Genomic DNA, 16,509 nt, shown 5'->3' with positions numbered 1-16,509 from the left:
TTCAGTTCTTCAGCAGGTTCATGTCGTCCACGCTCGTGGTCGAGCGGGAACGGTAGATGGACACGATGATCGACAGGCCGACGACAACTTCAGCGGCCGCCACGACCATGACGAAGAACGCCATGATCTCTCCGTCGACGTTGGAATTGATGCGCGAGAACGTCACGAGGACGAGGTTCGCGGCGTTGAGCATCATTTCGACGCCCATGAGCGCGATGACCGCGCTGCGGCGCACGAGGACCGTGGTCGCTCCGATGGCGAACAGCACACCCGCGAGGATGAGGTACCAGGCGAGACTCATTTGCTCTCCTCCTTCTTCTCAGTGGGGGTGGTGGTGCGCGCCTTTCGGGCCCGCGGCTGGGCTAGTCCGGTGGGCGCGGCGGCGCCGGGCATCCCGAAGGAGCCGGAGCGGGGGACGTCGGGCGTGCGCCCGATGGTGTAGGGCGATTCCTCGAATGCTTCGGCGGCGTCAGCCTCGCTGCGCGCGATGGCGAGCTGTTCGGACACCTCGGGGGTGACTTCACCGATCGTACGGACGAGGCCGCGCACGCGCAGCACGCGGGGCACGGATTCTTCGAGGGCGCTGAGGGTCTCACCCGAGATGGCGGGCACGTCGGCCGCGTTCGACTGGGCGTAGACGCCGGGGGCGGGCAGCTGACCGATGCGCGAACCCTTGTCGGCGAAGGCACGCATCTTGGAGCGCGCCGTCTCAGCTTGGTCGGCTTTGGGGCGCAGGCGGTCAGAGTGGGTGAGCAGCATCGCGCCGACGGCGGCGGTGATGAGCAGGCCACCGGCGAGTTCCATGCTCAGCCAGTGCTCCTGGAACAGGGTGATCGCCAGGTCGGTGATCGGCTGGTCGGAGTAGGGGTCGGCCTCTCTGGGCGCGTAGGCGGCGGGCATGGACTTCAGGATCGCGGTCGTCATGATCACGATTATGCCGAGGCCGCCGAGCACCGACGCGACGATCGCGCCGCGGCTCTGGCGGGCGTAGTCGTCGGAGGTGCCGATGCCGATCAGCATGATGACAAAGAGGAAGAGCATCAGGATCGCGCCGGTGTACACGACGATCTGCGCGACACCCAGGAAGGGGGCGCTATTGGCGATGTACAGGACGGCCAGGCCGAGCATGACGCCGACCATGCAGATGACCGAGTGTGCGGCCTTCTTACAGAAGAGGACACCCAGAGCGCAGGCAACCATGACGATGGCCGTGCATGCGAAGAGGATGATCTCCCCCGTTGACCCCATCATGGGCCAACCGTTGGACAGGTTCATCAGTGTGTCTCCTTCACGACTCTTACCGTCTCGAGGGACGGGTCGTCGGGCCGACGGCTCGCGACCCAGTCGACCTGGGCGGCGGTGGGGCCGGTGACCTCCCCACGGTAGTAGTCGATGTCATTCTTACCCTCGACCATCGGGTGGGGTGCTGCAAGCATGCCGTCTGCGAGCGGGACCAGCAGGTCTTCCTTCTGGTAGATGTCGTCCGCGCGCGTGTACTTGGCGAGTTCGAAGTCGTTCGTCATCGTCAGAGCGCGCGTTGGGCACGCCTCGATGCACATGCCGCAGAAGATGCATCGCAGGTAGTTGATCTGGTAGACGCGACCGTAACGCTCACCCGCGGAGTACTGCTCGTCGGGCGTGTTGGATGCGGCCTCCACGAAGATCGCGTCGGCGGGGCAGGCCCAAGCGCACAGTTCACAGCCGACGCACTTTTCGAGGCCGTCGTCGTAGCGGTTGAGCTGGTGCCGTCCGTGGAAGCGGGGCATGACGCGCGCGGGTTCGCGCGGGTACTGCTCGGTGACGGTGGGCCGGAAGAAGGAAGACAGGGTGACTCCGTAGCCGGCCATGGGCGCGACGAACTGGGCGAAAGCGCCCTTGGGGTCGTGCTCGAAGAGCATCTCCTCGTCGGTGGTCTTCTCACTCATCGGTGGCCTCCTTCGGGTTCTTAATTGCCGAGGCCGTGGCCAGTTCGCCGTCAATGGTGACGGTGGCGCGCGGGCTGGGGATGGGGGTTTGTCCTGGCAGCGGTGGGACGGGGAAGCCGTCTTCGAAGCCGGTGTATTCGCGTTCGGACGCTGGGATCGGCTCTGGTTCGGGTTTGTCGGTGAGCCAGATGATCGCCAGGGCAATCAGGAAGAGTCCGCCGACGCTGCCGAAGAGGACCGGCGTGGAGAGCTGGACGAACTGGGTGATGCCGCGCACGAGGGCGACGAGCACGAGCCAGCCCAGTGCGATGGGCATGAGGCGCTTCCACCCCAGGTTCATGAACTGGTCGTAGCGGAAGCGCAGCAGCGTGGCGCGCGTCCAGATGAGCAGGAACATGAAGAACCAGATTTTCAGGAAGAACCACAGCATCCCCCACCAGCCGGAGTTGAGGAATTCGACGTGGGAGAGCGGCCAGGGGGCGTGCCAGCCGCCGAGGAACATCGTGGTGGCCACGGCCGAGACGTTGAGCATGTTGACGTATTCGGACAGGTAGTACCAGCCGAACTTCATCGACGAGTACTCGGTCATGTGGCCGGCGACGAGTTCGCCTTCGGCTTCGGGCAGGTCGAAGGGCAGGCGGTTAACTTCGCCGGTGGCGCTGATGCAGTAGATGACGAACGCGGGGAACAGGGTGAACGCCCACCAGAACTGGCCCTGAGCGGCCACAATCTGCGAGGTTGACATGGAGCCCGACATGAGGAACACGCTCACGAGGGACAGTCCCATGGCCAGTTCATAGGAGATGACCTGCGCGGAGGAACGCACGGCGCCGTACAGGGGCAGGGTCGAGCGGGTCGACCAGCCACCCAGAACAATGCCGTACAGGCCCAGCGAGGCGATCGCCAGAATGTACAGGGAGGCGACGGGCATGTCGGTCAACTGCAGCGGCGTCGAGATGTTTCCGATCGTCACGTTCGGACCCATCGGGATGACCGCGTAGACGCTGAACGCCGCGAAAGCCGCGATCGCGGGAGCCAGGAAGTACAGGAACCTCTCGGCTCGGCGGGTCCACATGTCCTCCTTGAAGAGGAGCTTACCGGCGTCGGCGAACGCCTGGAACAGGCCGAGGGGACCAGCCACGTTCGGGCCGGGACGCGTCTGCATGCGGCCCAGGCCTCTGCGCTCGACCCACAGGGCCAGCAGCACGTTGGCGATCAGGAAGACGATGATGAACACGGCCTTGATGAGGCTGAGCCACCAGGTTTCCTGGCTAAAGTCCGCGGCGGTGTATTCCGGGACTGCGAAGGGGGTCAGTGTCATCGTGCCACCTCCTGCGTGGCGCGCAGGGTCACGACGGTGCCGACACCGCCGAGGTTGTCGTGAATAACGGAGCCGGTCGAGCACTCGGGCACCCACGCGACGGAGTCGGGCAGGTCCGCGATGGCGGCCGGGAGAGTGACGCGTCCACGTTCGGTCTGAAGCGTCGCATCCGCGCCGGGTGCGATACCCGCGGCGGCCAGCGTCGCGGCCGAGGCCAGGAGGATCGGGCAGCGGGCCGAACCGGCCAGCCACGGGGCACCATCCTGGAGACGACCGGCGTCGATCATCGGCTTATGGGAAGCGAGAACGACCTCGCCTTTCCCGGCGGTGACGGGGACCTGCGCCGGAACCGGGGTAAAGCCCTGCGGTGCTGCGTCCCACTCCATGAGGGGGTTGACTTCCTCGTACAGGTCGGCCAGGGTGGTGATCCCCAGGTCAGTATCGAACTCCTCGGTGAGGCGCACGAGCACGTCGCGGTCCGTCAGGGACGTCGCGGAGCGGGCCTGGCCGAAGGGACGCAGACGTCCCTCCCAGTTGATGAACGTACCGTTCTTCTCGACCGCGGGGGCCACGGGAAGGACAACGTCGGCGCGCTCAGTGACCTCAGAGGCACGAACCTCGAGGGAGACCAGGAAGGGGACCTCGTCGAGCGCGGCGCGCACGCGGGCCGGATCACTAAAGTCGCGCACGTCGACGCCGCCGACGACGAGAGCCGCAAGCTCACCGGAGGCAGCCGCCTCAATCATGGCCGCGGCATCCAAGCCGCGCTCAGGCAGCTCACCCCACCCCAGGGAGGCGGCCCCGGCCTCGTCGATCGTACGGCCGAAGGGAAGCAGACCCGGGAGGAGACCGGCCTCGACGGCGGCACGATCACCGGCGCGGCGAGGAACCCACGCGAGGCGGGCGCCCGTACGCTCCGCGAGAGCGACGACGGCTGAAAGCAAGCCGGGGGTCTGCGCAGCGCGCTCGCCCACGAGGACGACGCCGCCAGACAGGGCCTGCGCCAGGTCAGCGCAGGCGCCACCCGCCTTAATGGAGTCCACGACGCCCGGCTCAGCGCCGGGGGCGGCGTGCAGAACCCGCGCGTTCATCTTACGCGAACCGTTGGAGGTGAAGGGCGCGACAGTCGCGACCTTGACGCCCGACTTGCGCGCTGCCTTGCGCAGGCGCAGGAACACGGCACCGCACTCGTCCTCAGGTTCGAGAGCGACCAACAAAACCTGACCCGCGCTCTCCAGGTCCGCGTACGTGACCTCGAGGCCGGACCCCGCCACGAACGAGGCCAGGAACGAGCGCTCCTCCTCGGAAGACGGGCGCGAACGAAAGTCAATCGAATCGGAACCCACGACCATGCGCGCAAACTTCGACCACGCCCACGCGTCCTCGAAGGTGAGGCGGCCGCCGGGCAGGAAACCCACGGACGAACCGGCCTGCTCCAGGCCCTCACGGACGCGGTCAAGCGCGTCAGACCAGGAGGTGGGCACCAACTCGCCATCCACGCGCACGAGCGGGTACGTCAAACGATCAACCTTGTCCCACTCGAAGGCGAAGCGGTCCTTGTCGGTGATCCACTCTTCGTTCACCTCCGGGTCGTTGCCACTCATCCGACGCACCACCTCACCGCGACGCATATCCTGACGGATCGCGGAGCCGGACGCATCGTGTTCCGTGACCGAAGCCGTGGAAACCAAGTCGAAGGGGCGCGCGCGGAAGCGGTACGACGCGGCAGTCAGAGCACCGACCGGGCAAATCTGGATAATGTTGCCCGAAAAATAGGACGCGAAAGCGCGGCCCGACACGTCGCGCTCGGCGACGGAAAGCTCACCCTCGTTGAGCGAACCGACGATCGCGTCCGTGCCGAACGGAGACGACAATGACGAGGTCCGGGCCTCCTTGGCAGCAGGGTCGAAGAAGCCGAGGGTGGTCGTGTCGAATCCGCCGACCTGCTCGCCCATGAAGTAATGGTCGTCCGTGGGGGCGGTGCCACCGCCACGACCCTGCAGGTCCATGAACACGTCGCCCGAAATTTCCTTGCCGAAACGCACGCAGCGCTGGCACAGGATGCAGCGCTCGCGATCCAGCAGAATCTGGGAGGTCAGACGCAGCGGCTTCTTGAAAGTACGCTTAGCGTCCGTGAAGCGGGACTTGCCGCGTCCCTCCTTCATCGCCTGGTTCTGCAAGGGACACTCGCCGCCCTTGTCGCAAACCGGGCAGTCTAGCGGGTGGTTGATCAGCAGGAACTCCATGACGCCACGCTGAGCGCGATCCGCCACCTTGGAGGTGTGCTGGGTCTTGACGACCATGCCCGGGGTAACCGTCTGCGCACACGAGGGCTGAGGCTTGGGCATGAAACGCAGCTGACCCGTGTTGCGGTCGGGCATGCCGACCTCGACCAGGCACTGGCGACACGCGGCCACCGGAGCCAAGAGCGGGTGATCACAAAAACGCGGGATCCTGATGCCGGCCTGCTCGGCCGCGCGGATCACGAGCGTACCCTGGGGGACAGAAACCTGAACGTCGTCGATGGTGACGTCGATCATCTTGGGCGCGTCGCTCATCGGCCACCTCCTCGCGCGTAGTTAGCGGACGCCTCGTAGGGGAAAAGCTCGCGTGCGGGCGTGGCCAGCCCGGCCTCGAACTCGTCGCGGAAGCGCTTGATGCCCGACATAATCGGGGTTGCTGCAGCATCACCCAGCGGGCAGAAGCTACGGCCCGCAATGTTATGCGCGATCTCGTCAAGCAGATCCACGTCGCCGGGGCGACCCTCACCCCGCTCGAGACGCAGCATAATCTGCTTCATCCAATAGGTGCCTTCACGGCAGGGCGTGCACTTACCGCAGGACTCATGCTGATAAAACTCCGACCAGCGGGCGATGACGCGCACAACCGAGACCGTCTCATCGAACACCTGCAGCGCACGCGTACCCAACATCGACCCGGCTGCGCCCACGGACTCATAATCCAGGGGAGTATCCAGCTCATCCTCGGTGAAAATCGGGGTAGAAGAACCGCCGGGGGTCCAGAACTTCAGCTGGTGGCCCGAACGGATACCGCCCGCCATCTCAATGAGCTCACGCATCGTGATACCGAAGGGAGCCTCGAACTGGCCTGGGTTTTCCACGTGACCCGACACAGAGAAAATGCCGTGACCCTTAGACTTCTCAGTGCCCATCGACGCATACCACTCAGGCGAGTTACGGAAGATACCCGCCACCTGGGAGATAGTCTCCACGTTGTTAACCACCGTGGGACGGGCGTACAGGCCGGCAACCGCGGGGAACGGGGGCTTCAGACGCGGGTGGCCTCGGCGCCCCTCAAGGGAATCCAACAGGGCCGTCTCTTCACCGCAGATGTAGGCGCCGGCGCCCGCATGAGCGGTAATACGCAGGTCGCCGAGCACGCCAGCCTCACTGGCCTCACGCACAGCCTGAAGCAAACGGCGATACACGTGCGTAACCTCGCCGCGCAAGTAGACGAACGCGTGGTCGCAACCAATCGCACGCGACGTGATCGCGATACCTTCAATGAGAACATGCGGGTTGCCCATGATGAGCGGGATGTCCTTGCAGGTGCCCGGCTCGGACTCGTCAGCGTTCACCACGAGATAGCGGGGACCACCATCAGCGGGGGGCAGGAAGGACCACTTGAGGCCGGAGGGGAAACCGGCGCCGCCACGGCCTCGTAGACCCGAATCCTTCACGGCCGCGATGATGTCGGCGGGCTCCATCGTACGGGCCTTCTCGAGGCCCCGGTAGCCTCCTCGCGCCCGGTAGGAGTCCAGCGTCCAGGAACGTTCCTCTCCCCACCCATTCGTGAGGATCGGGGTCAGCGGCCCAGGCGCAACATATGTGGTGCTCACTTGGCCTTCACTCCCTTCTTTTCCGAGGCCTTCGCGGATGCCTTCGTGGGGGCCTTCGTGGCCTTCGTGGATGCCTTCGAGGCCTTCGTGGGGGCCTGGTCGGCGGCCTTGTCAGCCACCGGCTCGGTCCAGCCCTTCGCCGCGGCGATCTTTCGGCCCAGCAGGGTCGAGGGGCCAGCGGAGGGGCCCTCGTCCTCGTGGCCGTCCAGGAAGCCAGCGAGGACTCGCTCGTTCTCCTTGAACGTGGGTGCCACGATCGGTCCGCGCGTCGGGTGAATATCGCGACCAGCCTGGATGTCATCAATCATGGCCAGCGCCGAGGACGGGGTCTGGTTGTCGAAGAATTCCCAGTTGACCATGACGACGGGCGCGTAGTCGCACGCCGCGTTGCACTCGATGCGCTCGAGCGTGATCTTTCCGTCTTCGCTGGTCTCGTCGCTGCCGACGCCGACCTTCTCGGAGACCTTTTCCCAGATCTCGTCGCCGCCCATGACGGCGCACAGCGCGTTCGTGCACACGCCCACCAGGTAGTCGCCGGTGGGGTGGCGCTTGTACTGCGTGTAGAAGGTCGCGACCGCGCTGATCTCTGCGCGGGGCAGGTCCAGCGTGGCGGCGATGAAGTCGATGCCGTCCGGGCTGACGTAGCCGTCGACGGACTGGACCAGGTGCAACATGGGCAGCAGTGCCGAGCGCGCGTGACCGTCCGGGTAGCGGGCGATAATCTGGGCGGCATCCGCCTCCAGGCGTGCCAGTGTGTCGGGTGTATAGCTCATCGATCAACGCCTCCGAGAACGGGGTCGATAGCGGCCAGGGAAACAACCACGTCGGCCAGTTGGCCGCCCTCAGTCATCATGGCCAGTGATTGCAGGTTAGCGAAGGAGGGGTCGCGGAAGTGCGCGCGGAACGGGCGGGTGCCACCGTCGGAGACGAGGTGAACGCCCAGGATGCCCTTCGCGTGCTCGACGGTCTGATAGACCTGGCCGGCGGGCACGTGGAAGCCCTCCGTGACGAGCTTGAAGTGGTGAATGAGGGATTCCATGGACTCCCCCATGATTTCACGCACGTGCTCAGCGCAGTTGCCCTGGCCGTCGGTGGCGACCGCCAGACGCGCCGGCCATGCGATCTCCGGGTCCGCAACCATGGTGGGCGCGCCCTCGCATTCGTCGAGCTTGGCCAGGGCCTGCCACACGATGCGCATCGACTGGTAGCACTCGTCGAATCGAACCATCGTGCGGTTGTAGACGTCGGAGTGGTCGCGTGTGGGAACGTCGAACTCGAAGTTCTCGTAGCCGCAGTACGGCTGGCTCTTGCGCAGGTCCAGGGGCAGGCCGGCGGCGCGCACGCCGGGGCCGGTGTGGCCCAGAGCCATGAGGGCGCTCAGCGGCATGACGGCCACGTCACACAGTCGCTTCTTAAAGATCGGGTTCTCGACCAGGATGTCCTGCAGCTCGCCGATGTCCTTGCGGGCCCGGCGCAGTCGTTCACGGATGTAGTCTGTCGTCCCTTCGCCGATGTCCTGTACGACGCCGCCGGGGCGAATGTACTCGTGGTTCATGCGCAGGCCGGTGATGCGTTCGAAGACGCGCAGGATTTCCTCACGGGCGCGGAAGCCGATCGTCATGATCGTCGTGGCGCCCATTTCGTTGCCGGTGGAGCCGATGGCGACCAGGTGTGAGGCGATACGACACAGCTCCATCATGACGACACGGATGAGGGTCGCGCGCTCGGGTACGTCCTCTTCGATGCCGAGGAGCTTTTCGACGCCGAGGCAGTAGGCGGTCTCCTGGAAGAAGGGGGCGACGTAGTCCATGCGCGTGCAGTAGGCGACGCCCTGGGTCCACGTGCGGTATTCCATGTTCTTCTCGATGCCGGTGTGCAGGTATCCGGTGTCGACGCGGGTCTCGCGGACCTTTTCTCCGTCAAGTTCGAGGATGAGACGCAGGACGCCGTGGGTCGAGGGGTGGACGGGACCCAGGTTGACGACGATACGTTCGGATGTGATGGCCTCGATCTCGTGCAGGACGTCGTCCCAGTCGCCGCCCTGGGTGAGGACTTCGGGGATGTCTTCGATGGGCAGGTCGGCCTGGCCTGCAGGCGCGTGGAAGGCGGTGGTCATCAGTTCACACTCCTACGGACGTCAGCGGAAGCGTTGACGGCGCCCTTGAATTCGACGGGGATGCCGCCCAGCGGGTAGTCCTTGCGCTGGGGGTGCCCAACCCAGTCGTCGGGCATCGCGGTGCGCGTCAGCGAGGGGTGCCCGGTGAAGACGATGCCGATGAGGTCCCAGGTTTCGCGTTCTTGCCAGTCGTTTCCGGGGTAGACGGAAACGATGGAGGGGATGCGGGGGTCTTCGTCGGGGCACGTGACTTCGAGGCGGATCATGCGGTTGTGCGTGATCGAGTACAGGGGGTAGATGGCGTGCAGCTCGCGGCCCTTATCGAGGGGGTAGTGCGCGCCGTTGGTGCCCAGGCACAGCTCGAAGCGCAGGTCGGCGTCGTCGCGCAGGTACTTGGCGACGCGCGCGATGTGCTCGCGGGCGATGAAGATGCCGAGCTGTCCGCGGTCGATGGTGACCTTTTCGATGACGTCGGAAACCTTCAGGCCATCGGCGACGATGAGTTCTTCGAGGACGTCAACGACCTGGTCGAACCAGCCGCCGTAGGGGCGGGAGGCCTCGCCGGGCAGGAAGGAGTCGGTCACGAGGCCGCCGAAACCGGAGGTTGAGGAGTCGGTGCCCGCGCCGAAGAGGCCCTCGCGGTGGGCGATGGGTTCGGGCAGGGCGAAGCCGCGCTGGGACGAGGCCCGGGTGGCTTCGGCGGGCGCGTCACCTTCGGGGATGGACACGTCACTCATGCGAGGAGTCCCTTCATCTGGTGGGTGGGGGTCGCTTCGAGGGCGGCTTTCTCGGCTGCTCGGGCGATCTCGCGGCGGTGGACGCCGAGGGGTTCCTTGCCGATTTGCTCACGCAGGACGAGGACAGCGTGGATGAGGGCCTCGGGGCGGGGCGGGCAGCCGGGCAGGTAAACGTCGACGGGGACGATGTGGTCGCAGCCCTGGACGACGGCGTAGTTGTTGAAGACGCCGCCGGAGGACGCGCACGCGCCCATGGAGATGACCCACTTGGGTTCGGGCATTGAGTCGTAGACGCGTCGGATGATGGGAGCCATCTTGTGCGAGACACGACCGGACACGATCATCATGTCGGAGTGACGCGGCGAAGCGCGGAAGACTTCGAGGCCGAAGCGCGCCATGTCGAAACGGGGGGTACCGGCGGCCATCATTTCGATGGCGCAGCACGCCAGACCCATGGTGACGGGCCACTGGCTGTACTTGCGTGCGAGCCCGAGGACCTTTTCGACGCTGGTGAGCGCGATGCCCGCAGGCAGGGATTCTTCAAGTCCCACTTGTCTGTTCCTTACTTATATCTCAGTAATCCAGGCCGCCGCGTCGCCATTCGTAGGCGTAGGGGACGCAGAGGGTGACCAGGAAGCTCATCATGACGACCAGTCCGAACAGGCCCAGCTGGTTGAAGCTGACGGCCCACGGGTACATGAACACAACTTCGATGTCGAAGATGATGAAGGTCATCGCGACCAGGTAGTAGCGCACCGGGAAGCGGCCCTCGGTGAGGTGAGCGCTGGTCGGCTGGATGCCGCACTCGTAGTTGTCGGCCTTGGTTGTGGACTTCTTGGTGGGGCCAAGGATCGCGGAGGCGACCAGGCCTCCGAAGGCTAGGACGAGGGCGGCTGCCGACATGATGAGCAGCGGCACGTAGGGATTCGTCATCGTTCCTCCCGGTTATGGGTGGTGGTGGTCATGCGGGTCGCACCACCTTGGTCAGCATGGTGATGAGTTGGTCGTCGAAGTCGCCTCCGCTCCTCTCGTACCCGTCCGATAGGAGCTTGTGGACGAGTGTCATGAGGCGCGGGATGGGCAGCCCGACGTTCGTGCAGGCGCGCATGATCGTCGGGTTTTCGATGAGCGCGACGAAGATGCGGCCCAGCTGGTAGTAGCCGCCGTATTCGTCGCGAAGCATGTGGGGGTATTCGCTCATGGCGCGGTCGATGCCGGCGCGGTGGGAGCGGGAGCGGGCCTGGGCGATGCAGGAGGCCGCGTAGCGTCCGGCTTTCATGGCGGGGGCGATGCCTTCGCCGTTGTAGGGGGAGACCATGCCACCGGCGTCGCCGACGAGGACGAGGCCCTGGGTGTAGTGGGGCTTGCGGTTGAAGCTCATGGGCAGGGCCGCGGAGCGTAGCTGGCCGATTTGGTTGTCGGGGGTGAAGCCCCATTCTTCGGGCAGGTTCGCGGTCCAGGTCTTGAAGACCTCGCGGTAGGGCAGGTTGGTGGCGCCGGCGCGCGAGGCGACGGAGCCGAGGCCGACGTTGACGACGCCGTTACCCATGGGGAAGATCCAGCCGTAGCCGGGCAGCAGGTCGGAGGCGCCCGGGGTGCCGCTCCACAGTTCGAGGTGGGATTCCATCCATTCTTCGTCGCCGCGGGGGCTCGCGAAGTATGCGCGTGCTGCGACGCCCATGGGGCGGTTCGTCTTCTTTTCGAGGCCGAGGCTGGTGGCCAGTCGCGCGGCCACTCCGCCGGCGTCGACGGTGATGGCGGCGCGCACCGTGGTGGTGGTAGCGTCCTTGCCGCGCCCGCTTTTGGCGGTGACGCCGATGACGCGGCCGGAGCCGTCCTGGATTGCTCCGGTGACGGTGACGCCCTCGTAGAGGCGGGCGCCGGCTTCGACGGCGCGGCGCGCGAGCGCGTGGTCGAGGTCCACGCGGGCTCGTGTCATGCCGTAGCCGGGCAGGGATTTTTGGTCGGGCCAGTCCATGTGGACGGTGTGGCCGCCGCCGATGACGGTGAGGCCACGGTTGCGCATCCATCCGGTGGTGTCCACGCCCATCGCGATGAGTTCGTGCACGGCTGCGGGGGTGAGTCCGTCGCCGCAGATTTTGTCGCGCGGGAAGGGGCTTTTCTCCAGGAGGATGACGTCGAGGCCGACTGTGGCCAGGTGATAGGCGGTGGAGGACCCGCCCGGGCCTGCGCCGACGACGACGACGTCAGCGCTCATGTCGCTGGGCATGGTGGATGCCACGGCATTCCTCCGTTGTGTGGGCGCGCGGGTGCATCCGCGCAAGTGTGCAAGGCGGATGAGGTGTGCACGTCACCCCGATCCGCTCGTCAGCCTAGCTAGGTCACCCTCACCTCGCCGGGTAGGGGCATTTTTCGGCGCATTGTCGGGCGAGGGGGCCGTCGCGATCCTCTCGCGCACACATCATTTGCGCAACGTTTCTCTGTCGTAAATGTCCGCCGGGGTTCGTTCTCGCGAGCGCACTCGCAGAACCCGCCTTACCTGCACACGACAAAGGCCGGGGCACCACGCAGGGGGTCCCGGCCTCGTCGTTAGTCAGACTACGGGAGCGGCTTGACGGCGCGGTGCATGCAGGCGATGCCGCCGGTCAGGTTGCGGTATTCGACCTCGCTCCAGCCGTTGGCGGCCACCATGCGCGCGATTTCCTCCTGCGCGGGCCACTGGCGGATCGACTCGACGAGGTAGTCGTAGGCCCCGTCGTTCGTGGAGGCCAAGCGCGCAATCGTCGGCATGACCGTCTTCTGGTAAACGTTGTACAGGCTGCGGAACGCGCGCGAGGGAGGCGTCGAGAACTCTAGGATGACGAGGCGTCCGCGGGGGCGCACGACGCGCGCCATTTCACGCAGCGCGAGCGCGGGATCGGGGATGTTGCGCAGGCCCCAGGAGATGGTGACCGCGTCGAAGGAGCCGTCTTCGAAGTCGAGGTCCATGGCGTTACCGTGGACGAATTCGAGTTCGGGGTGGCGCTCGCGGCCCACCTCAATCATGCCCTCCGATAGGTCGCAGGCGACGACTTCGGCGCCCCCTTTGGCTAGCGCAGCCGCGGACGCCCCCGTGCCGGCTGCCAGGTCGAGGATGCGTTCGCCGGGGTGGGGGGCGACTGCCTTGCGCAGCGCGGTCATCCAGACATGGTTCAAACCGCCCGTCATCAGCGTGTCCATCATGTCGTAACGCGTGGCGACGGAGTCGAACATCGTTGCAATCTCTTCGGGGACCTTGGTGAGGTCGGCGCGTGGGGCTTGTGTCATGCGTTAATCCTCCCACGTCTTTTAGCGCGCCGCCGCCCCTGCTCCTACCATTGGACCCATGCATGAAGACTTTGGTTGCTCGCGCCTTGTTTTTCAGGCGTTGGGCCTGCCCGCCGAGCACCCGGGGTCTACTTGCTCACTGACGTCCCTGCTTCCGCCGTCGGGTGGCGCGGCGTGGCTGGGTGAGCGCCGCCAGATGGTGGGCCTCGGGCGGGCGCTGACGCTCGAATCCGCAGCCCCGGACGTGATCGCACAGGTGCGCCGCGCGTGGGAGGCCACCCCGGCCTCGTCCCCCGCCGGCGACGCTCCTTCCCCCGTCCTGTTCGCGTCCTTCGCGTTCCGGTCCCCCGCCCGCTCGGTGGCCTTCGTGCCGGCGCTGACTCTCATCGACGAGGCCGGGGCGCGTTGGGCGATCACGGCGGGCATCGGGCAGGCCCCGGATCCGCTGGCGGCGGTTGATGCTGCCCTGGCCGAGGCGAGGCCCGCTCCCCGTGTGCCGGAGTCCTTGACGTTTGGGCAGGGGTCGATGTCGCGGACCCAGTGGCGTGATTCGGTGCGCTCGATGGCGGCTCGCCTGCGCGAGGGCGCCGCCGACAAGGCCGTGATGGCGCGCGACATGACGATTCGGTGCTCGTGGGGCTTCGATGAGCGTTTCCTGTTGGAGCGCCTGACCGAGCTGTATCCGTCGACGTGGCGTTTTAGCGTGGATTCGCTGGTGGGGGCGTCCCCGGAGATGCTGATCGCTGCGCGCGGCGGGATTGTCTCGTCGCGCGTCCTGGCTGGTACCTGCAAGCCGGGCGAGGGCGCGATGCTCGCCTCCAGCCCGAAGGATCTGCGCGAGCACGAGTTGGCGTCGGAGTCGGTGTCCTCCATCCTGGAGCGCCTGTGCCTGGACGTGCGCGCGCAGGGCCCGTTCCTGCTCGCCCTCCCCAACGTCACGCACCTGGCGACAGACGTGCGCGCCCGGCTCGGGTCGGCACACCTGCTGGACCTGGTCGCCGCGTTGCATCCGACGGCGGCTGTGTGCGGGACGCCCCGCGACGCCGCGATGCACCTCATCGAAGAGCTGGAGGACACCGAGCGCGGCCGCTACTCCGGGCCGGTGGGCTGGGTGGACACGGCGGGCGACGGCGAGTTCGCGATCGCCCTGCGCTGCGGGCTGGCGTCGGGGACGCGCCTGCGCCTGTTTGCCGGGGCCGGCATCATGCCGGATTCAGACCCCGACTTGGAGTTGACCGAGACGGAAGCGAAGATGCGTCCGCTCCTGGACGCCCTCGGGGTGTGACGGCGGCCCGCCGCGCGCTCAAGCTCGTTGCTCTCCTTCGCGGATAGGTAACGAGCACACGGATAGGTAACGAGCACGCGGATAGCTTATGAACATACGGATACCTTCGTAACCTATCCACGAGTGGATAACCTATCCGCGAAGACGAAACCTATCCGCGAGCGCCCAGACAACAAGGCCATCCGCGCATCTCCCCACGCCAGAGACACACCCAGCAACGCAACGCCGATTCGCGCGGCCCTCATTCCGGGGCGACAGATGCGATCTGTAGAGCCCGTATCCAGCACGAGCCCCACCGCACGACGATGCTCTGGCGTAAAACGACGACGAGCTCCCGTAACAGGCACCCCACTTTCCGCAGGCACTCGCACCCGTTTAACGAAGTGCCAACAACACAGGCCTGAGCCCTGTGTTACTGCCGCCATAAGAGGTAGTATGAGGCATGTTGAGGCCTTTCGGTTGGACGGTGTAGGAGCCGTCGCCGGAGAGTCCGCCCTGTTAATCCACCACGACAGACCAAACCTCGCACATCGTCCCTGCATCCCCCGCACATGAGGAGCCATCGATGAACAACACACCATGGCGCAAGCGCTGGGTTGCCGCCGCCTCGTGCGTTGGCCTCGTGGCCGCTGCGTCCGGGGCGCGCTACTGGTCCAACTACGTGTACCTATCCGACCTGACGGCCTTGGACGCGTGGAACCGTTACATGGATCTCATCAAAGATGGGAAATATGACGAGGCTCTGGCATACTCTCCGGATCTCGTCACCAATTTCGACGGGCGATACTCCACAGCGTTCCTCACTGACGCCGCACACGCTCACGCACCCAGCACGGTCAGTTTCGAGGGAACCTTGTCGGATGGGCATACTGGCACCGACCCGCATCCCTGGGTTAATGGATGGATTCGATACAATGACGGGCCTTCCCCACAGCGTCCCTTCCGCACCGCTCTCGATAGGACAGACAAGAGGAACGGTCGGCTCGGCATGTGGGAGATCAGTGGTTCCTCGTTCGGGTCAACGAGTGCCTTGATCGATACAGCTGGCCTTCGCAGTATTCGTATCGGTGATGTGTCGGTCGACAACCCACAGGGTTCTTACTCCCTTTTTCCTGGTAGCTATCGTGTCGAAGCCGTCCCACAGAATCCCGACTACTGGACGATCGAGTACGCGCGTCCTCTCGGCGACGGGGCAGGAGAAATTCGCGCTGGCATGTCGACCACACTGTTCAAGATTGAGCCAAGCGACAAGCTGAAGGATTGGATTCAGACGGAGAGCGAAGCATTCGCAGCATCTTGCCGCACCGGCACGCCGGATCCCACCAAGGAAGGACGCTGTGGCGCTCTTGCATACAGTACGGAACCGTTGGATGCGACAAATGACCTGATTATTAGCTCACTGCGCGGCACAACCTTCCCCCTGGCAGTAGCGACAGGCCCCACCACCCCCACACCCGGCAAGAGCTTCACCCCCGCGACCCCCTTCACGTGCACCATCAACTTTGCCTACGACGGAGCAGAGCCCACGCTCGACTGCACTCCGCTCAAGTAATTCACGGTTTGCCCCGTGGAGTTGTGCGCACGTTGTTGACAGTTTGTTTATGCGACTGTTATCCAGGCCGCTTGGCGTAGGTCGTATTCGCTGGGGGATTCGCCGCCGATATGCTGATCGCCGCCGCCTGCGGCACTTCCCGTGACGCCGCGATGCACCTCATCGAAGAGCTGGAGGACACCGAGCGCGGCCGCTACTCCGGGCCGGTGGGCTGGGGCGACACGGCCGGCAACGGCGAGTTCGCGATCGCCCTGCGATGCGGCCTGGCCTCCAGGACTCGCCTGCGCCTTTTTGCCGGGGCAGGCATCATGCCGGATTCGGACCCCGACTTGGAGTTGACCGAGACCGAGGCCAAGATGCGCCCGCTCCTGGACGCCCTCGGGGTGTGAGGTGCATTCCACGCGGCTCGGTACCCGCATCTTCCGTCACCCGGACGCAGATGAGGAC

15 protein-coding genes and 1 pseudogene are annotated in these 16,509 nt (G+C 65.6%); 3 read left to right on the top strand and 13 right to left on the bottom strand.

Going from position 1 to position 16,509, the window contains the following annotated elements; genetic code table 11:
- Position 1 precedes the first annotated feature (1 nt).
- The 13 genes from nuoK to RYL44_RS00585 all read right to left on the bottom strand — a co-directional run bounded on the left by nuoK (position 2) and on the right by RYL44_RS00585 (position 13,225).
- Entirely contained in the window at positions 2 to 301 is a 300-nt protein-coding gene (gene nuoK / locus RYL44_RS00645; protein ID WP_073982695.1) for an NADH-quinone oxidoreductase subunit NuoK, read from the bottom strand.
- The gene (locus tag RYL44_RS00640) at positions 298 to 1,275 is read right to left on the bottom strand and encodes an NADH-quinone oxidoreductase subunit J (protein WP_314974775.1); all 978 of its coding nucleotides are present in this window, start codon (positions 1,273 to 1,275) and stop codon (positions 298 to 300) included. Before RYL44_RS00640 ends, nuoK begins: the two co-directional genes overlap by 4 nt.
- Positions 1,275 to 1,925 carry an NADH-quinone oxidoreductase subunit NuoI gene (nuoI, locus tag RYL44_RS00635; RefSeq protein WP_073982693.1) on the bottom strand — a complete coding sequence of 217 codons (651 nt, stop codon included), beginning with the start codon at positions 1,923 to 1,925 and terminating at the stop codon, positions 1,275 to 1,277. The genes RYL44_RS00640 and nuoI overlap by 1 nt, the downstream gene beginning before the upstream one ends.
- Positions 1,918 to 3,246 carry an NADH-quinone oxidoreductase subunit NuoH gene (nuoH, locus tag RYL44_RS00630; RefSeq protein WP_314974774.1) on the bottom strand — a complete coding sequence of 443 codons (1,329 nt, stop codon included), beginning with the start codon at positions 3,244 to 3,246 and terminating at the stop codon, positions 1,918 to 1,920. The genes nuoI and nuoH overlap by 8 nt, the downstream gene beginning before the upstream one ends.
- Entirely contained in the window at positions 3,243 to 5,804 is a 2,562-nt protein-coding gene (locus RYL44_RS00625; protein ID WP_314974773.1) for an NADH-quinone oxidoreductase subunit G, read from the bottom strand. Before RYL44_RS00625 ends, nuoH begins: the two co-directional genes overlap by 4 nt.
- Entirely contained in the window at positions 5,801 to 7,105 is a 1,305-nt protein-coding gene (nuoF, locus tag RYL44_RS00620) for an NADH-quinone oxidoreductase subunit NuoF (RefSeq protein WP_314974772.1), read from the bottom strand. Before nuoF ends, RYL44_RS00625 begins: the two co-directional genes overlap by 4 nt.
- Positions 7,102 to 7,878: an NADH-quinone oxidoreductase subunit NuoE gene (gene nuoE, locus RYL44_RS00615; RefSeq protein WP_314974771.1), complete on the bottom strand. Its 777-nt coding sequence runs from the start codon at positions 7,876 to 7,878 to the stop codon at positions 7,102 to 7,104. The genes nuoF and nuoE overlap by 4 nt, the downstream gene beginning before the upstream one ends.
- Positions 7,875 to 9,221, bottom strand: a complete 1,347-nt coding sequence (locus RYL44_RS00610) for an NADH-quinone oxidoreductase subunit D (RefSeq protein ID WP_314974770.1) — start codon at positions 9,219 to 9,221, stop codon at positions 7,875 to 7,877. Before RYL44_RS00610 ends, nuoE begins: the two co-directional genes overlap by 4 nt.
- Positions 9,221 to 9,958 carry an NADH-quinone oxidoreductase subunit C gene (locus RYL44_RS00605; protein WP_314974769.1) on the bottom strand — a complete coding sequence of 246 codons (738 nt, stop codon included), beginning with the start codon at positions 9,956 to 9,958 and terminating at the stop codon, positions 9,221 to 9,223. The genes RYL44_RS00610 and RYL44_RS00605 overlap by 1 nt, the downstream gene beginning before the upstream one ends.
- Positions 9,955 to 10,509: an NADH-quinone oxidoreductase subunit B gene (locus tag RYL44_RS00600; RefSeq protein ID WP_073982686.1), complete on the bottom strand. Its 555-nt coding sequence runs from the start codon at positions 10,507 to 10,509 to the stop codon at positions 9,955 to 9,957. Before RYL44_RS00600 ends, RYL44_RS00605 begins: the two co-directional genes overlap by 4 nt.
- Before the next feature lie 22 nt (positions 10,510 to 10,531).
- The gene (locus RYL44_RS00595; protein ID WP_009055563.1) at positions 10,532 to 10,891 is read right to left on the bottom strand and encodes an NADH-quinone oxidoreductase subunit A; all 360 of its coding nucleotides are present in this window, start codon (positions 10,889 to 10,891) and stop codon (positions 10,532 to 10,534) included.
- 28 nt (positions 10,892 to 10,919) lie between these two features.
- Positions 10,920 to 12,200 carry a geranylgeranyl reductase family protein gene (locus tag RYL44_RS00590; RefSeq protein ID WP_314974768.1) on the bottom strand — a complete coding sequence of 427 codons (1,281 nt, stop codon included), beginning with the start codon at positions 12,198 to 12,200 and terminating at the stop codon, positions 10,920 to 10,922.
- Between the two features lie 317 nt (positions 12,201 to 12,517).
- The gene (locus RYL44_RS00585; RefSeq protein WP_276738871.1) at positions 12,518 to 13,225 is read right to left on the bottom strand and encodes a class I SAM-dependent methyltransferase; all 708 of its coding nucleotides are present in this window, start codon (positions 13,223 to 13,225) and stop codon (positions 12,518 to 12,520) included.
- A gap of 196 nt (positions 13,226 to 13,421) precedes the next feature.
- Between RYL44_RS00585 and RYL44_RS00580 the strand changes: the two genes are divergently transcribed.
- The 3 genes and pseudogenes from RYL44_RS00580 to RYL44_RS00570 all read left to right on the top strand — a co-directional run.
- Positions 13,422 to 14,510: an isochorismate synthase gene (locus RYL44_RS00580; protein WP_314974803.1), complete on the top strand. Its 1,089-nt coding sequence runs from the start codon at positions 13,422 to 13,424 to the stop codon at positions 14,508 to 14,510.
- A 565-nt stretch (positions 14,511 to 15,075) separates the two neighbouring features.
- Positions 15,076 to 16,062: a hypothetical protein gene (locus tag RYL44_RS00575; protein WP_314974767.1), complete on the top strand. Its 987-nt coding sequence runs from the start codon at positions 15,076 to 15,078 to the stop codon at positions 16,060 to 16,062.
- 119 nt (positions 16,063 to 16,181) lie between these two features.
- Positions 16,182 to 16,451 (top strand): annotated as a pseudogene (locus RYL44_RS00570) (chorismate-binding protein); the annotation flags it as partial.
- Between the last annotated feature and the right edge of the window lie 58 nt (positions 16,452 to 16,509).

The organism is Actinomyces bouchesdurhonensis (assembly GCF_963540955.1).
Taxonomy (GTDB): domain Bacteria; phylum Actinomycetota; class Actinomycetes; order Actinomycetales; family Actinomycetaceae; genus Pauljensenia; species Pauljensenia bouchesdurhonensis.
Note: the sequence above shows the minus strand (reverse complement) of the source record. Positions and strands in the feature narration are given on the sequence as shown.